Genomic DNA, 26,699 nt, shown 5'->3' on the forward strand with positions numbered 1-26,699 from the left:
TGTGTCTTGTTTGTGTGGGGTCCGGCGACCGGTCAGGGCAACGCGTCGTAGCCTTCGCCGAAGCCCTTGAGATCGACCGGGATGCCGATGCCTTCTTCCGGCGACTGGAAGACGATGAAGGTCGCCGTCGCGCCGGAGCGGAAGGTCTTCAGCAATTCATCTTCAAGCACGACTTCCGCATAGCAGCCGTCGGAGAAGCAGCGCACGAAGTAGGCGCGGCCGATATCCTTGCCGTCGACGTTGAGGCCGAGGCCGTTTGGCAGCAGCACGCCGAGCGGAGCGAGCACGCGCAGGATCTTCGCCTTGCGGTCCGCCGTCTTCAGCACGACCACCGACAGGCCGACTTCCGGCCGGTCCTCGGCAATGACGTTCTGCATCAGCGCGCACTGGTCGGTGGATGCGCCTGCCGGCTGATCGCAAACGATCGACCACGCGCCGTGGTTGGACTTGACCGTGCCGGGTGTTCCGGCGGGCTGCTGGGCCAGGCTCTGAGCGGGGAGAGCGAGAACGGCAAGGCCGAAGGCGGCGAAGGCCGACAGTCGCGAAAAGAGGGGCAGGCCCATGTAAACCTCAAAACGTCGAATCATCAGGGCTATTCTTGAAGCGCGCGGGAATAAATGAAAAGCCCTGCGGGGCACATTCCAGCGTCATATGGCGGAAATTGGGCGGGTTAACGCCCTATCCCGTGTGTTGCCGCGCGAACCGCGTGCGATCGCGCCTTTAGGGGCGCGGAAGACGTCATATAAGTCGATTCGTGACGGCTTCTAAGGGGTGCCTGTGTGAAAAGATGCGTTTGTGCAAAAATGCCGCATGGGGTTGATTGGTCAGATGTTGCGGCATCGGACAAACTGTGGTTTGAAGCGCAGCAGTATCGCAGGGATTCTGCGTTCCGGTTTGATCCTGATCAAGCGCATTGGGGAGACATATTGTGAAAAACAAGGCTTATGCAGTTCTGGCAGCGCTTGCCTGTCTGCTTTTTGCTTCGAGCGCCTTTGCTGACAAGCCTGTCGATTGGCAGACGAACTTTCAGTCGGCCGCTACGGGCATCATGGAAGAAATCACGTGGTTTGAACATTATACCCTGTGGTTCATCATTCCGATCACCCTCTTCGTTCTCCTCCTGCTGATCATCGTCGTGGTCAAGTTCCGCGAGAGTGCTAACCCGGTTCCCTCCAAGACCAGCCACAACACCGCCATCGAAGTCGTCTGGACCGTCGGTCCGGTCATCGTGCTTCTTTTCCTCGCCATTCCGTCCTTCCAGCTCCTGACCGCGCAGCTCACGCCGCCGGCCAATCCGGACCTGACGGTCAAGGCGACCGGCAACCAGTGGTACTGGTCCTATGAATATGAAGTCGGCGAAAGCCCGCTCTCCTTCGACAGCCTGCTGGTGAAGGATGAAGATCGCGCCGCCCTCGGCAAGGAAGACAAGAAGGAATATCCGCGCCTGCTCGCCGTCGACAACGAAGTTGTCATTCCGGTCGGCAAGACGGTTCGTGTCCTCGTCACCGCCGCCGACGTGATCCATGCCTTCGCAATGCCTGCCTTCGGCGTAAAGATCGATGCCGTTCCCGGCCGCTTGAACGAAACCTGGTTCAAGGCTGACCGCGAAGGTCTGTACTACGGCCAGTGTTCCGAGCTCTGCGGCAAGGATCACGCCTATATGCCGATCGCGATCCGCGTTGTTTCGCAGGAAAAATACGACACCTGGCTCGCAGCCGCCGCTACCAATCTTGGCGATGCGAACAAGGCGCTCATGGCGTCCATCGATGCGGCCAAGACCGTCGACGTCGCCGCAAACGCCGCACAGTAATCGGAAGGGGAGCTCGACCCATGGCTGGAACAGCCGTTCATCACGATCAACGCCATGATCACTCCGATCATGGCCACGCAGACCATGCGCATAAGCCTCTGAGCTTCTTTCAGCGCTGGTTCCTGTCGACCAACCACAAGGACATCGGCACGCTGTACCTGATCTTCGCGATTTTCGCGGGCATCATCGGCGGCACGCTCTCGGTGTTCATGCGCGCCGAACTGCAGGAGCCGGGCATCCAGATCTTTCACGGTCTGGCACAGATGGTCTACGGTTTCGAGGGCGATGCTGCCATCGACGGCGGCAAGCACATGTTCAACGTGTTCACGACCGCGCACGCGCTCATCATGATCTTCTTCATGGTCATGCCCGCGCTGATCGGCGGCTTCGCCAACTGGATGGTTCCGATCATGATCGGTGCGCCGGACATGGCGTTCCCGCGCATGAACAACATCTCCTTCTGGCTGATCATCCCGGCCTTCCTGCTGGTGCTCCTGTCGATGTTCGTCGAGGGACCGGCCGGTGCCTATGGTGCAGGCGGCGGGTGGACGATCTATCCGCCATTCTCGACATCGGGCATGCCCGGGCCGGCCATGGATTTCGTGATCCTCGGCCTGCACATCGCCGGCGCATCCTCGATCCTCGGTGCGATCAACTTCATCACCACGATCCTGAACATGCGCGCTCCGGGCATGACGCTGCACAAGATGCCGCTCTTTGCCTGGTCGGTTCTGATCACCGCCTTCCTGCTGCTGCTCTCGCTGCCGGTTCTGGCAGGCGGCATCACCATGCTGCTCACCGACCGCAACTTCGGCACGGCCTTCTTTGCGCCTGAAGGCGGCGGCGACCCGATCCTGTTCCAGCACCTGTTCTGGTTCTTCGGTCACCCGGAAGTGTACATCCTGATCCTGCCGGGCTTCGGCATCGTCAGCCACATCGTTTCCACCTTCTCGCGCAAGCCGATCTTCGGCTACCTCGGCATGGCCTACGCCATGGTCGCGATCGGCGCCGTCGGCTTCATCGTGTGGGCGCACCACATGTACACCGTCGGCATGTCGCTCGACACGCAGCGCTACTTCGTCTTCGCGACGATGGTTATCGCTGTTCCGACCGGCGTTAAGATCTTCTCGTGGATCGCGACGATGTGGGGTGGTTCGATCCGCTTCACGACCCCGATGGTCTGGGCGATCGGCTTCATCTTCCTGTTCACCGTCGGTGGCGTCACGGGCGTTCAGCTCGCCAACGCCGGCCTCGACCGTTCGCTGCACGACACCTACTACGTGGTTGCTCACTTCCACTACGTTCTGTCGCTCGGCGCCGTCTTCGCGATCTTCGCGGCCTGGTACTACTGGTTCCCGAAGATGACCGGCTACATGTACTCCGAGTTCGTCGGCAAGCTGCACTTCTGGGTCATGTTCATTGGCGTGAACCTGATCTTCTTCCCGCAGCACTTCCTCGGCCTCGCCGGCATGCCGCGCCGCTACATCGACTATCCGGACGCCTATGCCGGCTGGAACATGGTTTCGTCCTACGGCTCCTACATCGCAGCCGTCGGCGTGCTGATCTTCCTCTTCGGCGTCTTCGAAGCCTTCGCCAAGAAGCGCGTCGCAGGCGACAACCCGTGGGGCGAGGGCGCGAACACTCTGGAATGGCAGCTGTCTTCGCCGCCGCCGTTCCACCAGTGGGAGCAGCTCCCGCGCATCAAGTGACGGGCAACGAACAGAAGCCGCCGGTTCCGGCGGCTTCACCCCGCCGGGAAACCGGCGACACACGGCCATTGCGGCCGGGACTTGCACAGGGACACGACATGACGGTCATCGACAATCACGAAGCAGTCGGCATGGAAGGCGTTGCGCGCCTGTCCGAAGCCTCTGCGCGCGATTATTTCGAGCTTCTGAAGCCGCGTGTCATGTCCCTCGTCGTCTTTACGGCACTCGCCGGGCTGGTGCTCGCGCCGGGCCACATCAATCCCTTCATCGGCTTCATCGCTATTCTCTGCATCGCCGTCGGCGCCGGCGCCTCCGGTGCGCTGAACATGTGGTATGACGCCGATATCGACGCAGTCATGAGCCGTACCGCCAAGCGCCCGATCCCGGCAGGCAAGATCCTGCCGCAGGAAGCGCTGGCTTTCGGTCTGACGCTCTCCGCCTTTTCCGTGATCATCCTCGGGCTCGCCGTCAATTGGCTCGCAGCCGGGTTGCTCGCCTTCACCATATTCTTCTACGTGGTCATCTACACGATGTGGCTGAAGCGCTCGACGCCGCAGAACATCGTCATCGGCGGTGCGGCCGGTGCTTTCCCGCCGATGATCGGCTGGGCCTGTGTCACCGGCGCCGTCTCGATCGAAAGCATCGTTCTCTTCCTGATTACCTTCCTGTGGACGCCAGCCCACTTCTGGGCGCTTGCCCTCTTCAAGATGGGCGACTATGGCGCCGTCGGCGTGCCGATGATGCCGAATGTCTGCGGCCAGGCGACCACCAAGAAGCAGATCGTCATCTATGCCGTGCTGACCGCGCTGATCGGTATCTGTCCCACCTTGCTCGGTTTCGCGAGCATCGGTTACGGCCTCGTGGCAGCGGCACTCGGTCTCGGCTTCATCTGGTATTCGATCGGCGTGCTGCGCATGCCGGAAGCGGATGAGCGCATGCTGCCCGCCAAGAAGCTGTTTGCCTTCTCGATCATGTATCTGTTCGTGATCTTCTCCGCCCTGATGGCGGATCACCTGATCGTCAATATCTGGCTGCACGCCGGGAGTATTGCCTGATGGAAACCGTCAAGCTCACTGATGCCCAGAAGAAATCGCGCCGCGGTCGCAACATCGCGCTCGGCTTCGTCCTCTTCGGGCTTGTCGTCCTGTTCTACATCGTCACGCTGATCAAGTTCGGCAACGGCATGGTCAACTGAGGCGGGATGGCATGACGAGTTCATCGGAAACCACGCCCAAACAGCGCTCGAACCGCGTCGTCGTCGGCACTTGCCTTGCCTTCGTCGCCGGCATGGTCGGCATGGCCTATGCCGCCGTGCCGCTCTACGACATGTTCTGCCGCGTCACCGGCTATAACGGTACGACGCAGCGCGTCGAGCAGGCTTCGGACGTAATCCTGGACGAGAAGGTGAGGGTCACCTTCGACGCGAACACCTCGGGCGGTCTGCCCTGGGAGTTCAAGCCGGTCCAGCGCGACATCGATATCCGCATCGGTGAAACCGTGCAGGTGATGTACCGGGCGAAGAACCTGTCGTCGAAGCCGACGACGGGCCAGGCGACCTTCAACGTCACGCCGATGCAGGCCGGTGCCTATTTCAACAAGGTACAGTGCTTCTGCTTCACCGAGACGACGCTGCAGCCGGGAGAGGAGATGGAGATGCCGGTGGTATTCTTCGTCGATCCGGAGATAGTCAAGGCGGTGGAGACCAAGGACATCAAGACGTTGACGCTTTCCTACACCTTCTACCCGCGCGAACCGTCGAAACCGGTGGCGCAGGTGAAGACGGAAGAGAACAAACTTTGACTGGAGGTCCTTTTCGGCTATGCCGAAAGGGCGACAAGAGAGAGACATTTCGGGGATTACTGACATGGCCGGTGCGCATCAGAAGAATCACGACTACCACATCATCGACCCGAGCCCCTGGCCGTTGCTTGCCTCGATCGGCGCCTTCGTCATGGCGTTCGGCGGCATCTGCTACATGCGCTACCTCGCGGGCAGCTCGCTGAAGATCTTCGGCCTCGAGCTCGCCAACGTCTGGATCCTGCTCGCCGGTCTGATCATCGTTCTCTACACCATGTTCGGCTGGTGGTCGGACACGGTGAAGGAAGCGCATGAAGGCCACCACACCCGTGTCGTGTCGCTGCACCTGCGCTACGGCATGATCATGTTCATCGCTTCGGAAGTGATGTTCTTCGTGGCCTGGTTCTGGGCCTTCTTCGATGCGAGCCTGTTCCCGGGCGAAGCCATCCAGGCAACCCGCGCCACCTTCACCGGCGGCGTCTGGCCGCCGAAGGGTATCGAAGTGCTCGATCCGTGGCACCTGCCGCTCTACAACACCGTCATCCTGCTGCTTTCGGGCACGACGGTCACCTGGGCACACCACGCGCTCCTGCACAACGACCGCAAGGGCCTGATCTCGGGCCTGATGCTGACGGTCGCGCTCGGCGTGCTGTTCTCCTTCGTTCAGGGCTACGAATACGCCCACGCTCCGTTCGCCTTCAAGGACTCGATCTACGGCGCGACCTTCTTCATGGCGACCGGCTTCCACGGCTTCCACGTTCTGGTCGGCACGATCTTCCTGCTCGTCTGCCTCATCCGTGCCCTGCGCGGCGATTTCACGCCCAAGCAGCACTTCGGCTTCGAAGCGGCCGCCTGGTACTGGCACTTCGTTGACGTCGTCTGGCTCTTCCTCTTCTTCTCCATCTACATCTGGGGCAGCTGGGGTGCGCCGATCGCTCACGGCTAAGCGCGAGCATCTCGATCTTTATGAACAGGGCGGTTGCAGCCATGCAGCCGCCTTGTTCTTTAGGTGGCTTGTGATGATGGCAACGCGACGGGGGGGCGAAATGCGGGTTGCGTCGATCATGGTCATGGTGGTGCTGGCCGGCTCCGTCTCGGCTGCGGCGGCCGACGTTGCGGATAGGGTCGTCGTCCACAAGGAACGGCGGCTCTTGCAGCTCTTCCACGGTGGCCAGTTGATCCGCGAATATGCGGTCGCGCTCGGCGGAAACCCCGTTGGTCACAAGCGGCAGGAAGGCGACGAGAGGACGCCGGAAGGGCTCTATCTCCTCGATTGGCGCAATCCGGGAAGCGGCTACTACAAGTCCATCCACGTCTCCTATCCGGCGCCGGAAGATACAAAGGCCGCGGTCGCAAATGGGGTCGATCCCGGCGGCATGATCATGATCCATGGCCAGCCCAATTATTTCGGTTGGCTGGCGTTTTTGACGCAGCGCTTCGATTGGACGAATGGCTGCATTGCCGTTACCAATGCCGAAATGGAAGAAATCTGGACGATGGTCCCCAACAACACGCCAATCGAGATCAAGCCGTGAGCGAAGACAAGGCACATTTCCCGCCGGTGGACCCGGTGATGACAGGGATCAAGGGGCTTTGCCCGCGCTGCGGCCAGGGCAGGCTGTTCGACGGCTTCCTCAAGGTCAAACCGGCCTGCACAAGCTGCGACCTGGACTATCGCTTTGCCGATGCCGGCGATGGCCCGGTGGTCTTTGTCATCCTGATCGTCGGCTTCGTCGTCGTCGGCGCGGCGCTTTGGGCGGAGGTCAATTTCAGCCCACCGCTGTGGCTGCATTTCCTGTTGTGGATCCCGCTCGCGACCATCCTCAGCCTCGGACTGACACGCATGCTGAAGGGCGTCCTGATCAACCTGCAGTACCGCAACAATGCGCGCCCGGGCGAAATCGATCGTGGCTGAGATCGAAGTCAAGAAGCGCAGCCTTTTCGGACGTCTCGGCGCCTTCCTTTTGCTCGTAGTCGCCTTCGCCATCCTTATCTCGCTCGGCACCTGGCAGATGCAGCGACTGCACTGGAAGGAAGGCCTGCTGACAGCGATCCAGGAGCGTCGGTCGGCGCCTCCGGTGTCGCTTGGCGACATCGAGAAGATGCTCGCTGACGGCGTGGATATCGATTACCGCACCGTCACGGTTACAGGCACCTTCGATCACAGCAAGGAGCGGCATTTCTTCGCGACATTTAACGGCCGCACCGGCTATTACGTCTTCACGCCGCTGACGCTCGACGATGGCCGCGTGCTCTTCGTCAATCGCGGCTTCGTGCCCTTCGAACAGAAGGATTCGTCGACCCGTCTCGCGGGTGAGCTTCCGGCCTTCGTTGGCATCAACGGCCTCGCAAGGCCGAAGCTCACCGAAAAGCCGTCATCGCTCGTTCCGGACAATGATCTCGCCAAGAACATCTTCTACTGGAAGGATCTCGACACAATGGCATCATCGGTCGGTCTTCCGGCCGACAAGGTGCTGCCGATGTTCGTCGATGCCGATGCGACACCCAACCCTGGCGGCCTGCCGATCGGCGGCGTTACCCAGTTCGACCTACCCAACAACCATCTGCAATACGCGCTGACCTGGTATGGGTTGGCGGCAGCTTTGGTGCTGGTCAGCGGCATTTACGTGGCGCGCCGCGGGCGATAGCCCGGACGGCGCCGCCGTGCTAACCCTGCTGAAGGATCGACAGCGGGGAACAAGGATGGCGATTTTCGCGAACACTCTGATTGCGTTGACGGGATTGCTGCATGTCGGCTTTCTTGTGCTCGAGATGTTTCTGTGGACAGGACCTCGGGGAAGGGCTGTCTTCCGCATGACACCGGAGCAAGCGGAGACAACACGCGTCCTTGCGGCGAACCAGGGTCTCTACAATGGTTTTCTCGCGGCTGGCCTGTCTGGTCGTTGATCCAGTCGGAACCGTCCTTTGCCTTCGAGCTGAAGGTGTTCTTCCTTGTGTGCGTGATCGTTGCCGCTATATATGGCGCGTGGTCGGTCAAGCCGCGCATCCTCTTAATCCAGGGCGGCCCGGCGATCGCAGCGCTTGTTTTCCTTCTAATGGCATTCTGATCCATGGCATCATCAGCGGCAGCAAAATCCCCGATCACCATTCGCCTGTGCGGGCCGCGCGGTTTTTGCGCCGGCGTCGACCGGGCGATCCAGATCGTCGTCCTGGCGCTGAAGGAGTTCGGCGCGCCCGTCTATGTCCGCCACGAGATCGTGCACAATCGCTATGTCGTCGAGGGCCTTGAGGCCAAGGGCGCGATCTTCGTCGAAGAGCTCGACGAGATCCCGCCGGAGCACCGCAAGCAGCCGGTGGTCTTCTCGGCCCATGGCGTGCCGAAGTCGGTGCCTGCGGATGCTGACGCCCGCAATCTCTTTTATCTCGACGCCACCTGCCCGCTGGTCTCCAAGGTCCACAAGCAGGCGATGCGCCACAACCGTCTCGGCCGCCACGTCGTCTTGATCGGTCATGCCGGCCATCCGGAAGTCATCGGCACCATGGGGCAGTTGCCGGAAGGCGCCGTGTCGCTCGTCGAAACGGTCGAAGATGCCGACGTCTACCGGCCGCCGGACCCGGACAATCTCGGCTTCGTCACCCAGACGACGCTGTCGGTCGACGATACGGCCGGCGTCATCAAGCGGCTGCACGAGCGCTTTCCGAACCTGACGGCGCCTGCTGCAGATTCGATCTGTTACGCCACCACCAACCGTCAGGAGGCGGTGAAGCAGGCAGCGCCGGGCTGCGACCTGTTCCTCGTCGTCGGCGCGCCCAACTCTTCCAATTCCAAGCGACTGGTCGAAGTGGCGCTGCGGGCCGGCGCGAAGAAGTCCGTGCTCGTGCAGCGTGCATCGGAAATCGACTGGGATGAGATGGGCGATATCTCGACGGTAGGTTTGTCGGCCGGCGCCTCGGCGCCCGAAGTGATCGTCAACGAGATCATCGAGGCATTCCGCGAACGTTACGACGCGAAGGTGGAACTTGCCGATACGGTCGAGGAAAACGAAAACTTCCTCGTCAACCGCGAGATCCGCCATGTGCCGCTGACAGCAGCCGACATGGCCTTCGTCAACGGCGAATAATCACATTTCTTGCCCGCATTTTCTTGAGAGTGGAAGCCCTTGGCAGTTTACACCGATATCACGGAAGACGATCTCTCCCGTTTTCTCACCGCCTATGACGTCGGTCAGCTGACCTCCTACAAGGGGATCGCCGAGGGCGTCGAGAATTCCAATTTCCTGATGCACACGACCAAGGGTTCCTACATTCTCACGCTTTACGAGAAGCGGGTGAACGCCGATGACCTGCCATTCTTCCTGGGATTGATGCACCATCTGGCCGACGGCGGCCTGTCCTGCCCGCTACCTCTGCCGCGGGCAGATGGCAAGCTGCTCGGTGAGCTCTCCGGCCGCCCTGCCGCCGTCATCTCCTTCCTCGAAGGCATGTGGCTGAGGAAGCCCGAGGCAAAACACTGCCACGAGGTCGGCAAGGCGCTTGCCGCCATGCATCTTGCCGGCGAAGGCTTCGCGCTGAAGCGCACCAATGCGCTTTCGGTTGGCGGCTGGCGGCCACTCTGGGTCAATTCAGAGGCGCGCGCGGACGAGGTGCAGTCGGGTCTCAAGGACGAGATATCGGCGGAACTCGAGCATCTGGAACGTCATTGGCCGCAGTCCTTGCCGGATGGCGTCATCCACGCCGATCTCTTCCCGGACAATGTCTTCTTCCTCGGCGACCAGCTTTCCGGCCTGATCGACTTCTACTTCGCCTGCAACGACTATCTCGCCTATGACGTTGCCGTTTGCCTGAATTCCTGGTGCTTCGAGAAAAACGGCTCCTACAACATCACCAAGGGCATGGCGATGCTTTCGGGCTACGAGAGCGTGCGCAAGCTGACGCCGGCGGAGGTCGACGCCCTGCCGCTGCTCTGCCGCGGCTCGGCGCTGCGCTTCTTCCTGACGCGGCTCTATGATTGGCTGATGACGCCTGCCGGCGCGCTCGTGGTCAAGAAAGATCCGCTCGAATATCTGACGAAGATCCGCTTCCACCGCGCCATCGCTTCGAGCGCTGAATACGGCCTGAGACGCGAAGAGGGCCGGGCATGAAACACGTCGACATCTTCACGGACGGCGCCTGCTCCGGCAATCCGGGGCCGGGCGGCTGGGGCGCCGTGCTGCGCTACGGCGAGGTGGAAAAAGAACTCTCCGGCGGCGAAGCCGAGACGACCAACAACCGCATGGAATTGTTGGCGGCGATCTCGGCGCTCGATGCGCTGAAGAGCGCCTGCGAGGTCGATCTCCATACCGACAGCAAATATGTGATGGACGGCATCTCCAAGTGGATCCACGGCTGGAAGAAGAACGGCTGGAAAACCGCGGACAAGAAGCCGGTGAAGAATGGCGAACTCTGGCAGGCGCTGGACGAAGCCAACCGCCGACACAAGGTGACCTGGCATTGGGTCAAGGGCCACGCCGGCCATCCGGAAAACGAGCGCGCCGACGAGCTCGCCCGCAAGGGCATGGAACCCTACAAGAAGGGGCGCCGTCCGGACTCTCTACTCGTGAAATGAAAAACGGGCCCGTTGAGGCCCGTTTCCATTTGCACGTACTTCCGCGCTCAGAGCTGCTCGAGCATCGCGGCAGCGCCGGAAACGGTCGCCTGTCCCGGGCTTTCTTCGAGATTGAGCGACTTCACCACGCCGTCTTCCACCAGCATCGAATAGCGCTTCGAGCGGACGCCAAGCGTGCCGGCCGAAAGGTCGATGTCCATGCCGAGTGCCTTGGTGAAAGCGGCGTTCCAGTCGGAAAGGAAGTGGATCTTGCCCATGCCGCCGGATGCGGTTGCCCAGGCACCCATCACATGCAGGTCGTTGACCGAGACCACGGCGATATCGTCGATGCCGCGGGCAAGGATCGCGTCGCGGTTTTCGAGGTAACCTGGCAGATGGTTGAGCGAGCAGGTGGGCGTGAAGGCACCTGGAACGGCGAAGAGCACGACGCGCTTGCCCGCGAAGAGCTGATCGGTGGTGACCTCCACCGGACCGTCGGCGGTTTTTTCCTTGAAGGTTGCGGCTGGCAGTTTGTCTCCGACGGCAATGGTCACGGCACTCTCCTTGCGTTGCTTGCGTCTTCGTTTCTCCGCACTCGTCGGAGAACTCGGCGGACTATAGATGCGGCCTAGTCAAAGGCAAGGGTCGTCTCCATGCTGCGGCCCTTGGCCCGTATGGTGACAACGATCGGCTTGCCCTTGAGTTCCCTGTCCTTGCCGGAGAGGCGAACCGGGACGGCTGCGCTGAGGCCCGCCTCGCCCTCGATCGCGATCTCGGGCTTGCCGAAAGAAACGCCGGAGGGGCCGGCCAAGAACAGCTCCGGATGGTCCGCGCCATCAGGCAAGTGCACGGAGAGGTGCAGCACGGTTTTTTCCGCATCATAGCGGCTCGCCGTGACGGCAAAGTCCTTGGACGGCGCTTCCGGCAGGGCGGCAACGGCGTCATCGATGCGCGCGCTGTCGAGCGGATTGTCGAAATCGCCCTGCTTCAGCGCCAGCGTCAACTCGCCCTGGACCGGGATGCAGATGTCCTCGCAGATGCCGAGAAACACTGAGGCGCGAATATTGATGTCGCCCGTGCCCTGGACGCGCTTCAGCGTCAGCGGGAAAGCGACCGACTTGTCGTAGCCGACATAGCGCACCACGCCATCGTCGAACGTCTTCGGCACGGGGAAGCCGACCTTCTCGAGTACGACGCCGCTCGCCGGATCGATCGTCACCTGCGGAGGGATGCCGCTTGCGCCGGGCTCGCGCCAATAGGTCTTCCAGCCAGCGTTAAGCTTGACTTCGAGCGTTGCGGGGATCGTACCATCCTGCCTGGGTTGGGCTGCGACGAGGCGGATCATGCCGCCTGGAGAGGTCACCCAGTCGCTGGTGGCCGCCTGTGCAGCGACGGTAAGAAAAAAAGCGGCGATGAGGCTTGCCGCGCCAATGAACTGGGCCATGTTCTGATGTGTGGAGCGCTGGATCATGTCGGAAGCAATATCGCTTTTGCCGATGCTGCTCCAGACGCAGCGAAGAGAGCAACGATCATAATCGCTTGATCGGACACGGCGAAGTGAACGTCGTGCGTGCAATATTTCCCGGCCGCGACGCTGAGGCGCTTTTCATTTCGCGGTGAATTGGTAGGCTGTTCCCATGATGTCGACTCCGATGGCGCAGAAGAGACGGGAGCGAGGTTTCCTTGACGGTCAATTCCTGATCGCCATGCCGGGAATGTTTGATGCCAATTTCGCCCGCACGGTGATCTTCATCTGTGCCCATTCAGACGACGGCGCGATGGGCTTTGTGCTCAATCGGCCTCAACAACTGACCTTTCCGGACGTGTTGCTCCACCTCGATATTCTCGACGAGGAAGAGGCGATCCGGCTTCCGCAGATGACACGAGACTTCCAGATTCAGGCCGGCGGACCGGTTGAGACCGGGCGCGGCTTCGTGCTGCATTCCGACGACTATCTGAGCGATTCCAGCATTCCGGTCAGCGATGACATCTGCCTGACGGCAACGCTTGATATCGTCCGCGCCATTTCGCGCGGGGAGGGGCCAGTCAGGGCGACGATGATGCTCGGCTATGCCGGCTGGGGTCCGGGGCAGCTCGAGGCGGAAATCACCCAGAACGGCTGGCTCACGAGCCCGGCACGCGAGGAACTGATCTTCGACAAGGCGCTGGACGACAAATACGACCGGGCGCTGGCGCTGATGGGCGTGTCGGCCGCGATGCTCTCGGTGGACGCAGGTCACGCCTGATCGCCGTCTTAGCCGGCGTTCTTCAATCATTCATGCTGAAATGAAAAGCCCGCCGGGCTGTAGCCGACGGGCTTATGGCGATCTGCGCGCTGAGCGGCGTCGTGTTGCCGAACTCACGCCCGCTTCATCAGCGGAAAGCGCTCCTTCAACAGTCGCTGGATCGATTCCGAGCCGATCGGCGGGCCGAAGAGGAAGCTCTGGCCGTAGTCACAGCCCATCTGTGAAAGCTGGATCGCATCGTCTTCGGATTCGATACCCTCTGCCACCACCTGCATGTCGAGCTCACGCGCCATGGTGATCACCGAGCGCAGCAGGATGCCGCGCTTGTCGCTCGGGTCGCGCACCAGCGCCTTGTCGATCTTGATCGTGTCGAAGGGGAAGCGGGTGAGGTAGGAAAGCGACGAATGGCCGGTACCGAAGTCGTCGAGTGCCAGTTTCAATCCGGCTTCCTTCAGCTTTTCGAGAACGAGACGGGCCTGCTCGGGATTTTCCATCACCAGCGATTCCGTCAGTTCCATCTTCACCTTGGCGGGATCGCAGCGGTTTTTGGTGAGAATTGCGCGGACGTCGTCATAGAGCTCGTTGTTGAGCAGCTGCGCGCTCGAAAGGTTGATCGAGACGAAGATCGGCAGGTCGCCGGCCTGGACTTGCCATTCCGTCAGATCGCTCGTTGCCTTGTCGAAGGCGAACATGCCGAGTTGGTTGATGAGGTCGGAATTCTCGGCAATCGGAATGAACTCGGTCGGCGAGATGTTGCCGCGCTTCGGATGATCCCAGCGCATCAGCGCTTCGAAACCGGCGATCTCGGCATCATTCAGCCGGACGATCGGCTGATAGACCAGCGAGAGCTCCTTGCGTTCGATCGCCCGCTTGAGATCGGCTTCGAGCTGAAGCCGGTCCGATCCAGAAGTACGGAAAGCAGGGCGGAAGGGCTCGACACGATTGCCGCCTTCCTTTTTCGCCCGGAACATGGCGAGCTCGGCATCGTCGAGCAGGCCTGCTGCGCTTTGCTCCTGGTCGAGCCAGGAGACGAGGCCGATCGAAGCCGTCAGGTTGATTTCGCGGTTGCCGTAGTTGAGCGGCACCATGATCGCCTTGCTCACCGCGTCGGCGAAATCCGCGACCTTGGCGGGATCGCGCTCCGACATCAGGATCAGGCCGAACTGGTCGCCGCCGAGGCGGGCAAGCGTGTCCTGCGGGCGCAGGAGCCGCCGCAACCGTCGCGTCAAGGCGATCAGGATGTTGTCGCCGGCGGCGATGCCCAGGAGATCATTGACCTGCTTGTAGCGGTCGATGTCGATTGCGAGCACCGTCGGGCGCACCGAATTGCTGCCGTCGGCCATCAGCAGGATCGCCTGCAGCCGGTCGAGGAAGACCTGGCGGTTCGGAAGGCCGGTCAGATTGTCGAGCAGCGCGTTGTGCAGCAGACGCTCCACGGAATTGCGCTGTTCGGTGATGTCGATGATAGTGCCGACACAGCGGATGATTTCGCCGTTGGCGCCGAGCACTGGCCGGGCGCGAATGGAAAGCCAGTGATAGTGGCCGTCCTCGGCGCGCACGCGGAATTCATGATTGAGCTTGCCGCGGCGGCGCTCCAGAAGCACGTCGAGCGTCGCCCGGAAGCGGTCGCGATCATCGGGGTGCAGACGCGGCAACCAGTTGCGCAAGGGGCCGTGCATGCTGCCGAGCGACAAGCCGAGCTGCGTCGAGATATCGGGCATGGTCACCACGCGGTCGCGGGCGACGTCCCAGTCCCAGACGGTGTCGCCGGAGCCGGTGAGCGCGAGCGACTGGCGTTCGAGATCCGAGAACAGGCCCTGCTGGTAGCCGCTGCCGGCAACCGCATGCTGCATGACGGTGAAGCCGATCAGGAGCACGATGAGGACGAGACCGCCGCCGAGCGCCGGCTGCACGATGTCGTTGGCGAGCTGGCCGGTGACGGTCAGCCACGCGCCGAAGAGCCAGACGAGTATGAGCAGCCAGGCGGGCACCAGAAGGATTGCGCGGTCGTAGCGGTTGAAGCCGAGATAGGCGATCAGCACGATCCCGACGGTTGCCGTCAGCGCGAAGGAGAGGCGGGCGATGCCGGACGCAATCGCCGGATCATAGACGGCGACGCCGAAAAGCAGGCCGAGGCCCAGGATCCAGGCGAGCGTGGCGTAACCCAGATGCTGGTGCCAGCGGTTGAGATTGAGATAGGTGAACAGGAAGATCACGAGGCCCGCCGCGAGGAAAACCTCGGTGCCCGCTCGCCATATTCGTTCGTCGCCTGCGGTGACGCTGATGAGCTTCGACAGGAAGCCGAAATCGACGCAGATATAGGCGAGAACCGCCCAGGCGAGCGCCGCCGTTGCCGGCAGCATCGAGGTTCCCTTGACGACGAAAAGAATGGTCAGGAACACCGCGAGCAGGCCGGCAATGCCAAGCACGATGCCGCGGTAGAGTGTGAAGGCGTTGACCGTGTCCTTGTAGGAGTCCGGCTCCCACAGATAGATTTGTGGCAGCTCCGGCGTCGCGAGTTCGGCGACGAAGGTGATGATGACGCCCGGCGCCAGCGTGATGCGGAAGACGTCCGCCTCGTCGCTCGGCTCGCGGCTGAGCGCGAAGCCTTCGCTGGGCGTGATCGAAAGGATGCGCTTGGAGCCGAGATCCGGCCAGAAGAGCTTGGAATTCACCAGCCGGAAATGCGGCGCCACGATCACGCGGTCAAGCGGCTCGGCCGAAACGTTGGCGAGCGCGAACACCGCCCAGTCGCCCTGATGGTCTTCGCTGCTGGAGCGCACTTCGATGCGGCGCACGATGCCGTCGGTTCCGGGTGCCGTCGAGACCTGGAAGGCCTCGTTGCGGCCGCTGTAGATCTCGGTTGTCGCCGTCAGGTCGAGCGCGGTGTCCTCGCGCGAAATCTTCACCGGCTCCAGAGCCTGGGCCGCACCGCCGAGCGCGCAGAAAAACGTCGTGAGCGCAATCAGAAACGCTGCCAGCTTCGAGGCTGACCAGGCGAAGGGCGAGCGGGCTAGAGGCATCAAAGGGGCATATTCCTGTTCGGTAGGGCATCGTCGGACAGGAGAGAAAAGAGCACGTGGTCTCGCCACTGGCCATTGATTCTCAAGTACTGTCTTAAGTAGCCTTCACGCTCAAAACCGGCCTTTTCAAGGAGCCGGATGCTTCTTGAGTTGTCCGGAATACAGGCTGCTTCAATACGGTGCAACTCAAGGGTCGAAAAGATGTAGGGAATAGCGAGCCTCAGGGCCGCGTACATATGGCCCTTGCCGGCGTGGCGCGCGCCCATCCAGTAGCCGATCATGCAGTTTTGCCCGGCGCCGCGGCGAATGTGGCCGATGGTCAGCCCGCCGAGCAGCGTCTCGTCTGGCTTGTGGAAAAGAAAGAGCGGCACGGCCTGGCCGGACGAATATTCCTGTTCGTTGCGGATGACCCGGCTGCGAAAGGAACTCTCGGTCATCTCGTCAGTACGCCAGGATGGTTCCCAAGGCTCCAGGAAGGCGCGGCTCTCGCTTCTGAGCTGGTACCATTGGCGATAATCGGCATAGCGCGGGAGCCGCAGCAGATAATTCTGGTCGGCAATTTCGATCGCCTCCGGCTGCCGCGACAGGAACCGAAAAACCGATCGTGTCATAGCTGCCTCCGAGGCCGTCCAGTTTGCGTGCGGGGACCTTTTATCATCCGCCCGGCAGCGCGCCTTTGCGCTGTCACAAACCGAAACGTTGCACAACTTTGCGCGCAAATCGAATCCGAATTTGCGAAAAGACGCAAAGACTTCACCATTTGGATACGATGTTTGCATCCTCGGCGGCCCGGGGCAATTTCAGGAAAAGTGGCAAACGCTTTCCGCCAAGAGTTGCCTGCAGCGCCGCGCGCCATATTAGACGCGCAAAGGTCGCTGCAGCACTTTGATTTTCTGCATGTCTTTGTCCTTAAGTCGAGGTCGATTTAAGGAGACATGCACTAGCCTCGAAACGGCAAGTTCATTTCACGGTTTCGATGAAACCATGAAATGATCTGGGCCTGTTTAGCTGGCGACGGCGTGCGGTACGGCGGCCTTGCCGGTCAATGTCGACAGGATGTCGCCCATCGGGGCAAGCTGCTCCAGCGGGCCGATCGCCGAGAGCGTCGGCGTCGTATCGAAGAACAGCCGGCCGGCAAGATCGGTCAGGCGTTCGATGGTAATGCCGGACAGGCGCTCCATCAGTTCTTCGTTGGGGATCGGGCGGCCGTAGAGCATCATCTGGCGGGCGATCTGGCCGGCGCGGGCGGCCGGGCTTTCCTGGCCCATCAGCAATTGTGCACGGATCTGGGCGCGGGCCCGCTCGATTTCCTGCTGCTCGATGTTCATCGAGGACTTACGCAGTTCGTCGACGATGACGGGCATCAGTTCCGGCAGGTTCTCGCCGCCGGTTGCCGCGTGCACACCGAAGATACCGGTGTCGGAAAAGCCCCAATGGAAGGCATAGACCGAATAACAGAGGCCGCGATGTTCGCGCACTTCCTGGAAGAGGCGGGAGGACATGCCGCCGCCGAGGATGTTGGCGAGGATCTGCGAGCAATAGAAGTCGCGGGCGTGATAGGCCTTGCCTTCGAAGCCGATCAGGACCTGCGCGTCCATCAGGTCGCGCGTCTCGCGGCTTTCTCCGCCGGTGTAGCGGGCGGTTTCGAGCACCGGGGTCGCGATCGGCGTGCGCGGCAGCGAGGAGAAGCGTTCCTCGACCTGGCGAACGAACGCGTCGTGTTCAACGGCGCCGGCGGCGACCACGAACATGCGGTCGGTCGTGTAATTGCGGCCGAGATAGTGGCGGATCTGATCGGCGGAGAACGACATGACCGTCTCGGGCGTGCCGAGGATCGGGCGTCCGACCGTCTGGTTGCGATAGGCGGTCTCGGCGAAACGGTCGAAGACCACGTCATCCGGCGTGTCGTCGGCAGCGCCGATCTCCTGCAGGATCACGTGCTTCTCGCGCCGCAGCTCCTCGTCGTCGAAAGTGGATTCGGTGAGAATATCGGCGAGAATGTCGACCGCCAGCGGCACATGGTCCTTGAGGACACGGGCGTAGTAGGACGTCGTCTCGGTCGACGTGGCGGCGTTGACTTCGCCGCCGACATTTTCGATTTCCTCGGCAATCTGGCGGGCGGTGCGCCGCGCGGTGCCCTTGAAAGCCATGTGCTCCAGCAGGTGGGCAATGCCATGTTCGCCCAGGGTTTCATTGCGCGAACCGGACTTGATCCACACCCCGAGCGCCACGCTTTCGAGATGCGGCATCTGCTCGGTTACCACCGTCAACCCGGAAGGGAGCCGGGTGCACTCAACTTTCATCATACGTTTCTTCTCGTTCTTACCCCCGGAGACGGGTGCGCTCGCCGATAAAGGTCTCGACGCTCTTCAGGTCCGCATCCAGGATATCGAAACGCTCCTCCCTGTTCATCAGGTCAGCAAGCCACGTCGGAAGCGCCGGGTCAATACCACTGGCCGATTTTACCGCGTCCGGGAATTTCGCCGGATGGGCGGTGGCGAGCGTCACCATGGGGGCGGACGGCTTCTCGTGCTTGGCGGCGACGAAGACGCCGACAGCGCTGTGGGGATCAAGCAGATAGCCGGTTTTCTCCAGCGTCTTGGCGATCGTCTTGGCCACTTCCTTCTGCGAGGCGCGGCCAGCGCGGAATTCCTTGCGGATGGCCTTCAGCGCCTTATCGCGAATGGTGAAGGAACCGGACTGCTTGAGGCCGTCCATTGCCGCGCGCACTTCGCCCGGATCACGGTCGTTCGCCTCGAACAGAAGCCGTTCGAAGTTCGACGAGATCTGGATGTCCATCGACGGTGCGGTGGTCGCCTTGACGTCGCGCATCTCGTAGCGTCCGGTCTTCAGCGTGCGGGCGAGGATGTCGTTTTCATTGGTGGCGATCACCAGCTTGTCGATCGGCAGGCCCATGCGCTTGGCGACGTAACCGGCGAAGATGTCGCCGAAGTTGCCGGTGGGAACCGTGAAGGAGATCTTGCGATCCGGCCCGCCGAGCGCGACCGAAGCGGTGAAATAATAGACGATCTGGGCCATGATGCGCGCCCAGTTGATCGAGTTGACACCCGAAAGCTTGACGCGATCGCGGAAGGCTCCGTCGTTGAACATGGCTTTGACGAGGTTCTGGCAATCGTCGAAGTTGCCCTTGACGGCGATGGCGTGAACGTTTGATGCCTTCGACGTCGTCATCTGCCGCTGCTGCACCGGCGAGACCTTGCCGTGCGGGAAAAGGATGAAGATGTCGGTGCGTTCGCGTCCGGCAAAGGCGTCGATCGCCGCACCGCCGGTGTCGCCCGAGGTCGCGCCGACGATGGTGGCGCGCTCGTCGCGCTCGGCGAGCACGTAGTCCATCAACCGCGCAAGCAGTTGCATCGCCACGTCCTTGAAGGCGAGCGTCGAGCCGTGGAACAGCTCCATGACGAAAGAATTCGGGCCGGTCTGGACGAGCGGAGCCACGGCCGGGTGGCGGAAGGTGGCGTAGGCTTCGTCGATCATTTCGCGGAACTTGGCCGCCGGGATCTCACCGTTGGTGAAGGGCTCGAGGACGGCGAACGCGATCTCCTGATAGGATTTGCCGCGCAAGCCGCGGATTTCCTTCTTCGAAAACTTCGGCCATTCCTTGGGGAGATAAAGACCGCCATCGCGCGCAAGACCGGCAAGCAGTGCGTCGCAGAAGCCGAGAGGAGCGGCTTCGCCGCGCGTCGAGATATACTTCACCATGATTGTCCTTCGTCCCACCTGCCGATCGCGACGACCCTAGAAAGCGGCGCCGCGGTTTGCCCGTCTTATTGCGTCAGTCCTTGACAAAGTCTGCATCTATTCTTGTCACCGACGCAATTTCCGACCGTAGATCAGGTTTCGGAAAATTCGGAAGGGACACGCCGACCCAATCGATTTTTCAGTTTGTCGCTGCTATAGACGATGCCCGAAGGCCATGAAAGGTCTTCCGGCCGAGATTTCGGTCAAGGAGTTTCAACCGGTCCAGCAGAGGTTGTTCAACGTGTTTGGCAAAGTATCCCGGCCTGTTCTCGCAATATCTTTTCTCGCGGTCCTCGCCGGCTGCAACAAGACGCAATCCGGCGGAGCGATCGATGCGGGCGGCAGCGCCACCGCTCCGACGCCAGCCGTCGTCCAGGCGGCATGCCCGCAGGTCGTCCTGCGTGACGGCACAAATGTGTTCACCAGCTACGCCAAGGGTGCCAAAAACGACCCGTCGAAGCTCGTCTACCAAGCCTCTCTTGCCGACACGACGCGCCAATGCGTGCAGAGCGAGAGCGCGATAACCATTACTGTCGTGGTCCAGGGCCGCGTCGTCAGCGGTCCCGCCGGCGGTCCCGGCAAGATCACCATGCCGATCCGCGTGGCTGCGACCGACGACGACAAGACGCTCTATTCCGAGCTGACGCAGCATGCGGTCGAAATTCCTTCGACCGGTTCGACGCAGTTCGTCTTCACCAAGGCCGACGTGACGCTACCGGCAGGGTCCGGTTCCAATGCCACGGTCTATGTCGGCTTCGACGAAGGTCCGCCGGCAAAGGGCAAGAAAAAGTAAGCTGCGATTGCAGCCTGCAAACAAAAACGCCGGGGCAAGCCCCGGCGTTTCTATTTTATATCGCGTTCTAGCTTACTCAGCCGGAACGCTCTTGCCGCCTTCCCACTTGTAGAGCGAGAAAGCCTGCGAGGTTAGGTCGCCGGCTTCGCCATAGGTCAGCTTGCCGAGCACCGTGTCGATGGCTTCGCCGGACTTGATCGCAGTGGCAACCGCAGTCGCGTCTTCGGCGGAGCCGGCCTTCTCGATGCCAGCCTTCAACACCTGCACGGCGGCATAGGCGTTGAGAGTGAAGGCTTCGGCCGGGATGTTCTTCGCCTTCAGCGCTTCGACGGCCGGAGCCGATGCCGGGTTGCGGGTCGCGTCGCTGGCGTTGGTGTAGACCGTACCGGTCGCAGCTTCGCCGCCGATTGCCCAGAATTCGGTGTTCGACAGGCCGTCGCCGCCGAAGATCTGTGCCTTTACGCTCTGGTCGTGCATCTGGCGTGCGAGCAGGCCGCCTTCCGGATGATAGCCACCGAAGTAGACGACATCGACATTCTCGGACTTCAGGCGGGTGACGATGGCGCTGAAGTCCTTGTCGCCCGGGTTTAGGCCTTCATAGACGACCTCGGTGATGCCGCCTGCGTTGATCGCCTTCTTGAAGCCGTCAGCGAGACCCTTGCCGTAGGGTGCCTTGTCGTGCAGCACGGCGATCTTCTTGTCCTTGAGGTTCTTGACCACATAGGCGGCAGCGACTTCAGCCTGCTGGTCGTCGCGGCCGCAGGTGCGCAGCACGTTCCAGAGGCCGCGGGTGGTGAGGTCAGGCGTCGTTGCCGTCGGCGTCACCATCAGAATGCCGTTCTCGGCGAGAACGTCGGAAGCCGCCATCGAGGTGCCCGAAAGCACCGGGCCGACGACGTAGCGGATGCCTTCGCCGGCCGCCTGGTTGGCAACCGAAACGGCCTGCTTCGGATCACCGGCATCGTCGAGCAGCTTCAGGACGATCTTCTCGCCGTTGATGCCGCCAGCCTTGTTGATCTCTTCAGCGGCCGTTTCCGCCCCGTTCTTCACCTGCTCGCCATAGGCCGCGACCGGGCCGGTGAGCGGCGTGATGACGCCAACGGTGATATCGGCAAAGGCGAGCGGGCCGAAGGCGACGCTGGCCGCCAGGGTCAGGCCTGTCAACATTGAAAGACGCATAGTGTTTCCTCCTAGAAATACCCCTGATGGGGCTTGCTTGATATGGCCCTCGTGCGCGGCTTTTCGAAAACCGGGGAGATTTTCTAGGGGACGCGACGCGACTGCAATGTGTCATCGTGTCCCTCGACGCCTAATTGGACGCCTGCCGTGGTGGCCGAAGGCTTCTTTCCCGCTCCGGCTGAAGGCCGGGGCGAAAGGGGGCAAAATCGGTCGGCCGCGGCGTCTCAGGCTGTCAGCGATTCCGACCATTCGGAAAGTGCTGCGATCACGCCCGGAAGGGCCGTCATGCGCGAGATCACGGTCTCCGCGCCGGCTTCCGTCAACTTGTCGGCATGCGACGGGAAGGTGTGGGAGCCGCCGGTGAAGCCGACGACGCGCATGCCGGCGGCACGCGCGCCGTGGATACCATGCACCGAGTCCTCGATGACCAGCACCCGCGACGGGTCCACGCCCATCTGCTTGGCACCGTGCAGGAAGATGTCCGGCTTCGGCTTGACGCGATCGGGTCCGAGGTCGCGCGCCGAGTAGATGCGCGGGCCGAAGTGGTCCTTGATGCCGACCTTGCCGAGCATCATGGCGAGGCGCGCCGAGGTGGAGTTCGAGCAGATGCAATGGGGCAGTGTGAGCTGCAGCAGCATCGGCTTGACGCCGTCGATGATCTTGACGTCGCGCTCCAGACGTTCGTCGAGAATGGTGTCTACCTTGCCGATCAGCGACGCGGAAAGCGGGATGCTCGCTTCCTTCTCGATCTGCAACAGCGTGTTGTGCCAGGTCATGCCGGCAAAACGCTCCGCCATTTCTTCGACGCTGATCGGATAACCCGCTTCGGTGAGCAGCGCGGCTTCGACTTCCGAAGCGATGATTTCGGAATCGACGAGAACGCCGTCGCAATCAAAAATGATGAGATCGATACCGGACATTTGAAACAGTTCCCTGGGAGAAGAAGGCGCCGCAGGCAGGGGGAGGATAGCTTGCGCGGCGCGGGGCTTTCGTACGCCAGAGCTTTATACGAAGGCGGCCGAAAGCTCAACCTTTGGAAATTATCGAAACCGCTGTTCCGCTTGCTCGACAGTATTGTTTCGCGGCTCTATCTGTAGGCGATGGAAAAGCAACAGGACGACACACTTGCAAGTCGCATCAGCAGGGCACTCGCCGAGAGGATCATCTCCGGCATTTTGATGCCCGGGGAGCGCTTGCGGCAGGATCACATCGCCGAGGAATTCGGCGCGAGCCACGTTCCCGTTCGCGAGGCTTTTCGGCGGCTGGAGGCCCAGGGGCTTGCCGTCAGCGAACCGCGCCGCGGCGTCCGCGTCGCCTCCTTCGATCTCAAGGAGGTGAGGGAGGTTGCGGAGATGCGCGCGGTTCTCGAGGTTCTGGCTCTACGCCATGCGATCCCGCATTTGACGCCGGCGATCCTTGATCGGGCCGAAGCGGCGACGGTCGCCGCCGACACCTCGCGCGACGTGCGCTCCTGGGAAGCGGCGAACCGCGCCTTTCACCGATTGATCCTGCAGCCCTGCGGCATGCCGAGGCTCTTGGCCGCGATCGACGATCTGCATGCGGCAAGCGCCCGTTTTCTCTTCTCTGCCTGGCGCACGAGCTGGGAAGCGCGCACCGACCACGATCACCGCGCGATCCTCGCAGCCTTGCGCGAAGGCCGCGGCGACGAGGCTGCAAAGATCCTGGAACGCCATGTTGGATGGATCGGGAAGACGCCGGTGAGGACAGCGGCCGGCGAAACCCGCGAAGCCTTCTCGATCGTCGGCTAGCAGCAATTCCAGGAAAAGTGTGAGACGGTTTTCCGTCCGGAATTGCGTTAACTACGAAGCAATTCCAGGAAAAGTGTGAAGCGGTTTTCCGTCCGGAATTGCGTCGATTGAGACGCGCAGCCACTACTGCGGGAACAGCTCCGAAAACGCCTTGTCGCCATTGGCCGTAAAGCGGATGGCGCGGCTGTTGGCCTCGCGTTTTGCCCAGCCCTTGTCGATGAACAGCGTCAGCAGCGCTTCGCCCAGAACTCCCGCGAGATGCGAGCGACGCTCGCTCCAGTCGAGACAGGTGCGGCAGATCGGCCGGCGAGATTTTTTCAGTGCCGCATAGTCGATGCCGAGCGCCTCGATCCGGCTCTGGCCGGCCGGCGTCAGCGCCAGGTCGTCACCGGTGATCTCGATCTGCTTCTCGGCAATCAGGCTGTCATACATGCGTACGCCATAGTCGCCGGCGAGATGGTTGTAGCAGACGCGCGCCTTCCGGAGCGCCGGATCCTTAGGGCCTGGTCGATGGCGGTTCATGCCGCGGCTGGCGGCAAAACCCATCAGGTTCTCGAGCATCAGCCCGACTTCGTCTTCCGCGAGTTGGAAATAGCGGTGCCGTCCCTGCTTGCGCTGGGTGAGCAGGCCACCGGCTTCGAGTTTGGAAAGGTGGGAACTGGCGGTCTGCAGCGTGATGCCGGCGTGGGTCGCAAGTTCGGTCGCCGTCAGGGCACGGCCGGCCATCAGCGCCGTCAGCATGTTGGCGCGGGCGGGATCGCCGATCAGCGATCCGATGAGAGCGATGTCAGGACCTTCCTTCATACTTCGATCGTAGTCGAAGCATCCCTATCGAACAAGCGGGCATACTCCACTCATCGAAGGCCCGCAAAATGCCGTGGCCACAAGGAGACGACGATGATCACCTGCTTCATCCGCTACGAAATCGATCCCTTCAAGAAGGAGGAGTTCGCCACCTATTCGCGCAACTGGGGCGAGGCGATCCCGCGCTGCGGCGCTGATCTCATCGGCTATTTCGGACCACACGAGGGTTCGGCGACAACGGCCTACGGGGTCTACAACATCGAGAGCCTCGCGGCTTACGAGGCCTATCGCGCCCGGCTTGCCGCCGATCCGCTCGGCCGAGAGAATTACGCCTTTTCCCGCCGCGAGCGGTTTATCCTAAAGGAGGAGCGAATCTTCCTGAAGAACGTATCTATGCCTGCCGGAGGTAAGTGAAACATGATTGCCGTCATCTTCGAAGTCCTGCCGGCCGAGGGTTGTCGCGACACCTATCTCGGCATTGCCGCCGATCTGCGCCCACTGCTCGACGACATCGATGGTTTCATCTCGATCGAGCGGTTCCAGAGTCTCGCCAATCCCGACAAGGTGCTGTCCCTATCCTTCTGGCGCGACGAGGAGGCGGTGAAGGCTTGGCGGAACGGCGCCGAACATCGCGCTGCGCAGGATGCGGGACGCCATGGCGTCTTTGCCGACTATCGCCTGCGCATCGCCTCCGTCATCCGTGATTACGGGCTGAACGAGCGCCGTGAAGCGCCGGCCGACAGCCGCACGTTTCACGACGCCAAATGAAACGCCGCTGCAAAAGTTCTCACTAACATGGCGTGAATACGAACTTTTTCGGAACGGCCTTCAGGCTTTGGTAACCATCTTCGGTAACCATAAGCTCCATAGTCCGTTCCGAGTAAGCGTATTTGCGAGTTGTCCATGTCTTCAGTTGTTTCGCTTGCCGAAGTCTCCCGTTCCACCCGCCCGCTGGGCTGGCTCGACAGCATCATCAAGGGTGACTGCGTTGCGGCGCTCAATGCGCTTCCCGACAATTCGGTCGACGTCGTTTTCGCCGACCCGCCCTACAACCTCCAGCTCGGCGGCATGCTGACCCGTCCCGATCAGTCGGTGGTCGATGCCGTCGATGACGAGTGGGATCAGTTCGCCTCCTTCGAGGCCTATGACGCCTTCACCCGCGCCTGGCTGCTCGCCTGCCGCCGCGTGCTGAAGCCGACCGGCACGCTCTGGGTCATCGGCTCCTACCACAACATCTTCCGCGTCGGCGCCATCCTGCAGGACCTGCACTTCTGGATCCTCAACGATATCATCTGGCGCAAGACCAACCCGATGCCGAACTTCAAGGGTCGCCGGTTCCAGAACGCCCATGAAACGCTGATCTGGGCGACGCCGAACGCAAATGCCAAGGGCTACACCTTCAACTACGATGCGATGAAGGCGGCCAATGACGACGTGCAGATGCGCTCCGACTGGCTGTTTCCGATCTGCTCCGGTCACGAGCGCTTGAAGGGCGACGACGGCAAGAAGGTGCATCCGACGCAGAAGCCGGAAGCACTGCTCGCCCGTATCCTCATGGCCTCCACCAAGCCTGGCGACGTCGTGCTCGATCCCTTCTTCGGCTCCGGCACGACCGGTGCCGTCGCCAAGCGCCTCGGCCGCCATTTCGTCGGCATCGAGCGCGAGCAGGATTATATCGACGCGGCATCGGCACGCATCGACGCGGTCGAACCGCTCGGCAAGGCCATGCTGTCGGTGATGACCGGCAAGAAGGCCGAACCGCGTGTCGCCTTCAACACGCTGATCGAAAGCGGGCTGATCAAGCCCGGCACGGTGCTCACGGACGCCAAGCGCCGCTACAGCGCGATCGTCCGCGCCGACGGCACGGTCGCTTCCGGCGGCGAGGCCGGCTCAATTCACCGCCTGGGCGCCAAGGTCCAGGGGCTTGATGCATGCAACGGATGGACATTCTGGCACTTCGAAGACGGGAACACCCTGAAGCCCATCGACGAACTCAGAACCGTCATTCGAAATGATCTGGCAAAGCTGAACTGATCAACCAGTTCGCCGGATCCTTCGAAAAGCGCTCCGACCGGTTTTTGTACCTTCAGTCCCGGAAGGAGTGCTTTAAATGCCCGGAATCCTCGAAAAGGGGATTCCGGGCATTTGTATGTTTCCGGTACGCTTGCCGGGTTGACGCGATAGGCAACGAAGCTTCGCCTGATTGCCAGTCCTTGCGTCCGGAAATAGGGTTCGGAGAAGCCAGTCTTCACCCGAACATGG

Annotated in this window: 28 protein-coding genes and 1 pseudogene; 19 read left to right on the forward strand and 10 right to left on the reverse strand. The window is 61.7% G+C overall.

Annotated features, from left to right (window positions below):
- Positions 1-32: 32 nt before the first annotated feature.
- Positions 33-563, reverse strand: a complete 531-nt coding sequence (locus ACN9MO_RS02775) for an invasion associated locus B family protein (RefSeq protein ID WP_057250690.1) — start codon at positions 561-563, stop codon at positions 33-35.
- Between the two features lie 365 nt (positions 564-928).
- Here ACN9MO_RS02775 and coxB point away from each other — a divergent pair, with 365 nt between their 5' ends.
- The 13 genes and pseudogenes from coxB (at position 929) to rnhA (ending at position 10,882) form a co-directional block, all read left to right on the forward strand.
- Positions 929-1,810 (forward strand): cytochrome c oxidase subunit II, encoded by an 882-nt coding sequence (gene coxB / locus ACN9MO_RS02780; protein WP_057250688.1) that lies wholly within the window; start codon positions 929-931, stop codon positions 1,808-1,810.
- A 20-nt stretch (positions 1,811-1,830) separates the two neighbouring features.
- Entirely contained in the window at positions 1,831-3,519 is a 1,689-nt protein-coding gene (gene ctaD / locus ACN9MO_RS02785; protein WP_057250686.1) for a cytochrome c oxidase subunit I, read from the forward strand.
- A gap of 98 nt (positions 3,520-3,617) precedes the next feature.
- Positions 3,618-4,574: a heme o synthase gene (locus tag ACN9MO_RS02790; RefSeq protein ID WP_058320526.1), complete on the forward strand. Its 957-nt coding sequence runs from the start codon at positions 3,618-3,620 to the stop codon at positions 4,572-4,574.
- Positions 4,574-4,714 carry a hypothetical protein gene (locus tag ACN9MO_RS02795; RefSeq protein ID WP_043619862.1) on the forward strand — a complete coding sequence of 47 codons (141 nt, stop codon included), beginning with the start codon at positions 4,574-4,576 and terminating at the stop codon, positions 4,712-4,714. The genes ACN9MO_RS02790 and ACN9MO_RS02795 overlap by 1 nt, the downstream gene beginning before the upstream one ends.
- Before the next feature lie 11 nt (positions 4,715-4,725).
- The gene (locus ACN9MO_RS02800; protein WP_058325488.1) at positions 4,726-5,319 is read left to right on the forward strand and encodes a cytochrome c oxidase assembly protein; all 594 of its coding nucleotides are present in this window, start codon (positions 4,726-4,728) and stop codon (positions 5,317-5,319) included.
- 64 nt (positions 5,320-5,383) lie between these two features.
- The gene (locus ACN9MO_RS02805) at positions 5,384-6,262 is read left to right on the forward strand and encodes a cytochrome c oxidase subunit 3 (RefSeq protein ID WP_057250682.1); all 879 of its coding nucleotides are present in this window, start codon (positions 5,384-5,386) and stop codon (positions 6,260-6,262) included.
- A gap of 100 nt (positions 6,263-6,362) precedes the next feature.
- Positions 6,363-6,851 (forward strand): L,D-transpeptidase family protein, encoded by a 489-nt coding sequence (locus tag ACN9MO_RS02810; RefSeq protein WP_113132864.1) that lies wholly within the window; start codon positions 6,363-6,365, stop codon positions 6,849-6,851.
- Entirely contained in the window at positions 6,848-7,231 is a 384-nt protein-coding gene (locus ACN9MO_RS02815; protein ID WP_113132863.1) for a DUF983 domain-containing protein, read from the forward strand. Before ACN9MO_RS02810 ends, ACN9MO_RS02815 begins: the two co-directional genes overlap by 4 nt.
- Positions 7,200-7,964 carry an SURF1 family protein gene (locus tag ACN9MO_RS02820; RefSeq protein WP_113132862.1) on the forward strand — a complete coding sequence of 255 codons (765 nt, stop codon included), beginning with the start codon at positions 7,200-7,202 and terminating at the stop codon, positions 7,962-7,964. Before ACN9MO_RS02815 ends, ACN9MO_RS02820 begins: the two co-directional genes overlap by 32 nt.
- Positions 7,965-8,019: 55 nt before the next feature.
- Positions 8,020-8,384 (forward strand): annotated as a pseudogene (locus ACN9MO_RS02825) (DUF1304 domain-containing protein).
- A 3-nt stretch (positions 8,385-8,387) separates the two neighbouring features.
- Positions 8,388-9,398, forward strand: a complete 1,011-nt coding sequence (gene ispH / locus ACN9MO_RS02830; protein ID WP_113132860.1) for a 4-hydroxy-3-methylbut-2-enyl diphosphate reductase — start codon at positions 8,388-8,390, stop codon at positions 9,396-9,398.
- Positions 9,399-9,437: 39 nt separating this feature from the next.
- Positions 9,438-10,418 carry a homoserine kinase gene (locus ACN9MO_RS02835; RefSeq protein WP_058325493.1) on the forward strand — a complete coding sequence of 327 codons (981 nt, stop codon included), beginning with the start codon at positions 9,438-9,440 and terminating at the stop codon, positions 10,416-10,418.
- On the forward strand, positions 10,415-10,882 hold the full coding sequence (rnhA, locus tag ACN9MO_RS02840; protein ID WP_057250667.1) for a ribonuclease HI: 468 nt from the start codon (positions 10,415-10,417) through the stop codon (positions 10,880-10,882). Before ACN9MO_RS02835 ends, rnhA begins: the two co-directional genes overlap by 4 nt.
- A gap of 47 nt (positions 10,883-10,929) precedes the next feature.
- Here rnhA and ACN9MO_RS02845 read toward each other — a convergent pair whose 3' ends face one another.
- Together ACN9MO_RS02845 and ACN9MO_RS02850 are read right to left on the reverse strand one after the other, a co-directional pair.
- The gene (locus ACN9MO_RS02845) at positions 10,930-11,415 is read right to left on the reverse strand and encodes a peroxiredoxin (protein WP_057250664.1); all 486 of its coding nucleotides are present in this window, start codon (positions 11,413-11,415) and stop codon (positions 10,930-10,932) included.
- 74 nt (positions 11,416-11,489) lie between these two features.
- The gene (locus ACN9MO_RS02850) at positions 11,490-12,332 is read right to left on the reverse strand and encodes a protein-disulfide reductase DsbD domain-containing protein (protein ID WP_113132859.1); all 843 of its coding nucleotides are present in this window, start codon (positions 12,330-12,332) and stop codon (positions 11,490-11,492) included.
- 169 nt (positions 12,333-12,501) lie between these two features.
- Here ACN9MO_RS02850 and ACN9MO_RS02855 point away from each other — a divergent pair, with 169 nt between their 5' ends.
- Positions 12,502-13,107: a YqgE/AlgH family protein gene (locus tag ACN9MO_RS02855; RefSeq protein ID WP_057251089.1), complete on the forward strand. Its 606-nt coding sequence runs from the start codon at positions 12,502-12,504 to the stop codon at positions 13,105-13,107.
- A 113-nt stretch (positions 13,108-13,220) separates the two neighbouring features.
- Here the strand turns inward: ACN9MO_RS02855 and ACN9MO_RS02860 are convergent, their stop codons facing one another.
- The 4 genes from ACN9MO_RS02860 to thrC all read right to left on the reverse strand — a co-directional run bounded on the left by ACN9MO_RS02860 (position 13,221) and on the right by thrC (position 19,853).
- Positions 13,221-16,130 (reverse strand): EAL domain-containing protein, encoded by a 2,910-nt coding sequence (locus ACN9MO_RS02860; protein WP_110878080.1) that lies wholly within the window; start codon positions 16,128-16,130, stop codon positions 13,221-13,223.
- Positions 16,130-16,741 carry a GNAT family N-acetyltransferase gene (locus ACN9MO_RS02865; RefSeq protein WP_057250658.1) on the reverse strand — a complete coding sequence of 204 codons (612 nt, stop codon included), beginning with the start codon at positions 16,739-16,741 and terminating at the stop codon, positions 16,130-16,132. Before ACN9MO_RS02865 ends, ACN9MO_RS02860 begins: the two co-directional genes overlap by 1 nt.
- A 393-nt stretch (positions 16,742-17,134) precedes the next feature.
- Positions 17,135-18,436, reverse strand: a complete 1,302-nt coding sequence (locus ACN9MO_RS02870) for a M16 family metallopeptidase (protein WP_113132858.1) — start codon at positions 18,434-18,436, stop codon at positions 17,135-17,137.
- 16 nt (positions 18,437-18,452) lie between these two features.
- Positions 18,453-19,853, reverse strand: coding sequence for a threonine synthase (gene thrC / locus ACN9MO_RS02875; protein WP_113132857.1), 1,401 nt, complete (start codon positions 19,851-19,853; stop codon positions 18,453-18,455).
- A 280-nt stretch (positions 19,854-20,133) separates the two neighbouring features.
- Between thrC and ACN9MO_RS02880 the strand changes: the two genes are divergently transcribed.
- Entirely contained in the window at positions 20,134-20,685 is a 552-nt protein-coding gene (locus ACN9MO_RS02880) for a hypothetical protein (protein WP_113132880.1), read from the forward strand.
- Positions 20,686-20,757: 72 nt separating this feature from the next.
- On the opposite strand, the gene ACN9MO_RS02885 is transcribed toward ACN9MO_RS02880, so the two are convergent.
- Positions 20,758-21,864, reverse strand: a complete 1,107-nt coding sequence (locus ACN9MO_RS02885) for an ABC transporter substrate-binding protein (RefSeq protein WP_113132856.1) — start codon at positions 21,862-21,864, stop codon at positions 20,758-20,760.
- 224 nt (positions 21,865-22,088) lie between these two features.
- Positions 22,089-22,784, reverse strand: coding sequence for an HAD family hydrolase (locus ACN9MO_RS02890; RefSeq protein WP_057250653.1), 696 nt, complete (start codon positions 22,782-22,784; stop codon positions 22,089-22,091).
- A 180-nt stretch (positions 22,785-22,964) separates the two neighbouring features.
- On the opposite strand from ACN9MO_RS02890, the gene ACN9MO_RS02895 reads away from it, so the two are divergent.
- A complete protein-coding gene (locus tag ACN9MO_RS02895) occupies positions 22,965-23,633 on the forward strand; it encodes a GntR family transcriptional regulator (protein ID WP_057250651.1) in 669 nt (222 codons plus the stop codon).
- A 123-nt stretch (positions 23,634-23,756) separates the two neighbouring features.
- On the opposite strand, the gene ACN9MO_RS02900 is transcribed toward ACN9MO_RS02895, so the two are convergent.
- Positions 23,757-24,437 (reverse strand): winged helix-turn-helix domain-containing protein, encoded by a 681-nt coding sequence (locus ACN9MO_RS02900; protein ID WP_113132855.1) that lies wholly within the window; start codon positions 24,435-24,437, stop codon positions 23,757-23,759.
- 93 nt (positions 24,438-24,530) lie between these two features.
- Here ACN9MO_RS02900 and ACN9MO_RS02905 point away from each other — a divergent pair, with 93 nt between their 5' ends.
- From ACN9MO_RS02905 to ACN9MO_RS02915, 3 genes are all read left to right on the forward strand, one after another.
- Entirely contained in the window at positions 24,531-24,851 is a 321-nt protein-coding gene (locus ACN9MO_RS02905; RefSeq protein ID WP_057250647.1) for an NIPSNAP family protein, read from the forward strand.
- 3 nt (positions 24,852-24,854) lie between these two features.
- Entirely contained in the window at positions 24,855-25,205 is a 351-nt protein-coding gene (locus ACN9MO_RS02910; RefSeq protein WP_112995335.1) for an antibiotic biosynthesis monooxygenase family protein, read from the forward strand.
- 135 nt (positions 25,206-25,340) lie between these two features.
- The gene (locus ACN9MO_RS02915; protein WP_057250643.1) at positions 25,341-26,471 is read left to right on the forward strand and encodes a site-specific DNA-methyltransferase; all 1,131 of its coding nucleotides are present in this window, start codon (positions 25,341-25,343) and stop codon (positions 26,469-26,471) included.
- Positions 26,472-26,699: the final 228 nt, after the last annotated feature.

Origin of the sequence: Ensifer sp. R-19 (assembly GCF_049905105.1) — a bacterium.
GTDB lineage: Bacteria > Pseudomonadota > Alphaproteobacteria > Rhizobiales > Rhizobiaceae > Ensifer.

Excerpts from the sequence above, each read along its gene's own strand:
- ACN9MO_RS02775 (WP_057250690.1), bottom strand. The coding sequence starts at position 563 with ATGGGCCTGCCCCTCTTTTCGCGACTGTCGGCCTTCGCCGCCTTCGGC.
- ctaD (WP_057250686.1), top strand. The coding sequence starts at position 1,831 with ATGGCTGGAACAGCCGTTCATCACGATCAACGCCATGATCACTCCGAT.
- ACN9MO_RS02790 (WP_058320526.1), top strand. The coding sequence starts at position 3,618 with ATGACGGTCATCGACAATCACGAAGCAGTCGGCATGGAAGGCGTTGCG.
- ACN9MO_RS02795 (WP_043619862.1), top strand. The coding sequence starts at position 4,574 with ATGGAAACCGTCAAGCTCACTGATGCCCAGAAGAAATCGCGCCGCGGT.
- ACN9MO_RS02800 (WP_058325488.1), top strand. The coding sequence starts at position 4,726 with ATGACGAGTTCATCGGAAACCACGCCCAAACAGCGCTCGAACCGCGTC.
- ACN9MO_RS02805 (WP_057250682.1), top strand. The coding sequence starts at position 5,384 with ATGGCCGGTGCGCATCAGAAGAATCACGACTACCACATCATCGACCCG.
- ACN9MO_RS02810 (WP_113132864.1), top strand. The coding sequence starts at position 6,363 with ATGCGGGTTGCGTCGATCATGGTCATGGTGGTGCTGGCCGGCTCCGTC.
- ACN9MO_RS02820 (WP_113132862.1), top strand. The coding sequence starts at position 7,200 with ATGCGCGCCCGGGCGAAATCGATCGTGGCTGAGATCGAAGTCAAGAAG.
- ispH (WP_113132860.1), top strand. The coding sequence starts at position 8,388 with ATGGCATCATCAGCGGCAGCAAAATCCCCGATCACCATTCGCCTGTGC.
- rnhA (WP_057250667.1), top strand. The coding sequence starts at position 10,415 with ATGAAACACGTCGACATCTTCACGGACGGCGCCTGCTCCGGCAATCCG.
- ACN9MO_RS02850 (WP_113132859.1), bottom strand. The coding sequence starts at position 12,332 with ATGATCCAGCGCTCCACACATCAGAACATGGCCCAGTTCATTGGCGCG.
- ACN9MO_RS02855 (WP_057251089.1), top strand. The coding sequence starts at position 12,502 with ATGTCGACTCCGATGGCGCAGAAGAGACGGGAGCGAGGTTTCCTTGAC.
- ACN9MO_RS02860 (WP_110878080.1), bottom strand. The coding sequence starts at position 16,130 with ATGCCTCTAGCCCGCTCGCCCTTCGCCTGGTCAGCCTCGAAGCTGGCA.
- ACN9MO_RS02865 (WP_057250658.1), bottom strand. The coding sequence starts at position 16,741 with ATGACACGATCGGTTTTTCGGTTCCTGTCGCGGCAGCCGGAGGCGATC.
- ACN9MO_RS02870 (WP_113132858.1), bottom strand. The coding sequence starts at position 18,436 with ATGATGAAAGTTGAGTGCACCCGGCTCCCTTCCGGGTTGACGGTGGTA.
- thrC (WP_113132857.1), bottom strand. The coding sequence starts at position 19,853 with ATGGTGAAGTATATCTCGACGCGCGGCGAAGCCGCTCCTCTCGGCTTC.
- ACN9MO_RS02885 (WP_113132856.1), bottom strand. The coding sequence starts at position 21,864 with ATGCGTCTTTCAATGTTGACAGGCCTGACCCTGGCGGCCAGCGTCGCC.
- ACN9MO_RS02890 (WP_057250653.1), bottom strand. The coding sequence starts at position 22,784 with ATGTCCGGTATCGATCTCATCATTTTTGATTGCGACGGCGTTCTCGTC.
- ACN9MO_RS02895 (WP_057250651.1), top strand. The coding sequence starts at position 22,965 with ATGGAAAAGCAACAGGACGACACACTTGCAAGTCGCATCAGCAGGGCA.
- ACN9MO_RS02900 (WP_113132855.1), bottom strand. The coding sequence starts at position 24,437 with ATGAAGGAAGGTCCTGACATCGCTCTCATCGGATCGCTGATCGGCGAT.
- ACN9MO_RS02905 (WP_057250647.1), top strand. The coding sequence starts at position 24,531 with ATGATCACCTGCTTCATCCGCTACGAAATCGATCCCTTCAAGAAGGAG.
- ACN9MO_RS02910 (WP_112995335.1), top strand. The coding sequence starts at position 24,855 with ATGATTGCCGTCATCTTCGAAGTCCTGCCGGCCGAGGGTTGTCGCGAC.
- ACN9MO_RS02915 (WP_057250643.1), top strand. The coding sequence starts at position 25,341 with ATGTCTTCAGTTGTTTCGCTTGCCGAAGTCTCCCGTTCCACCCGCCCG.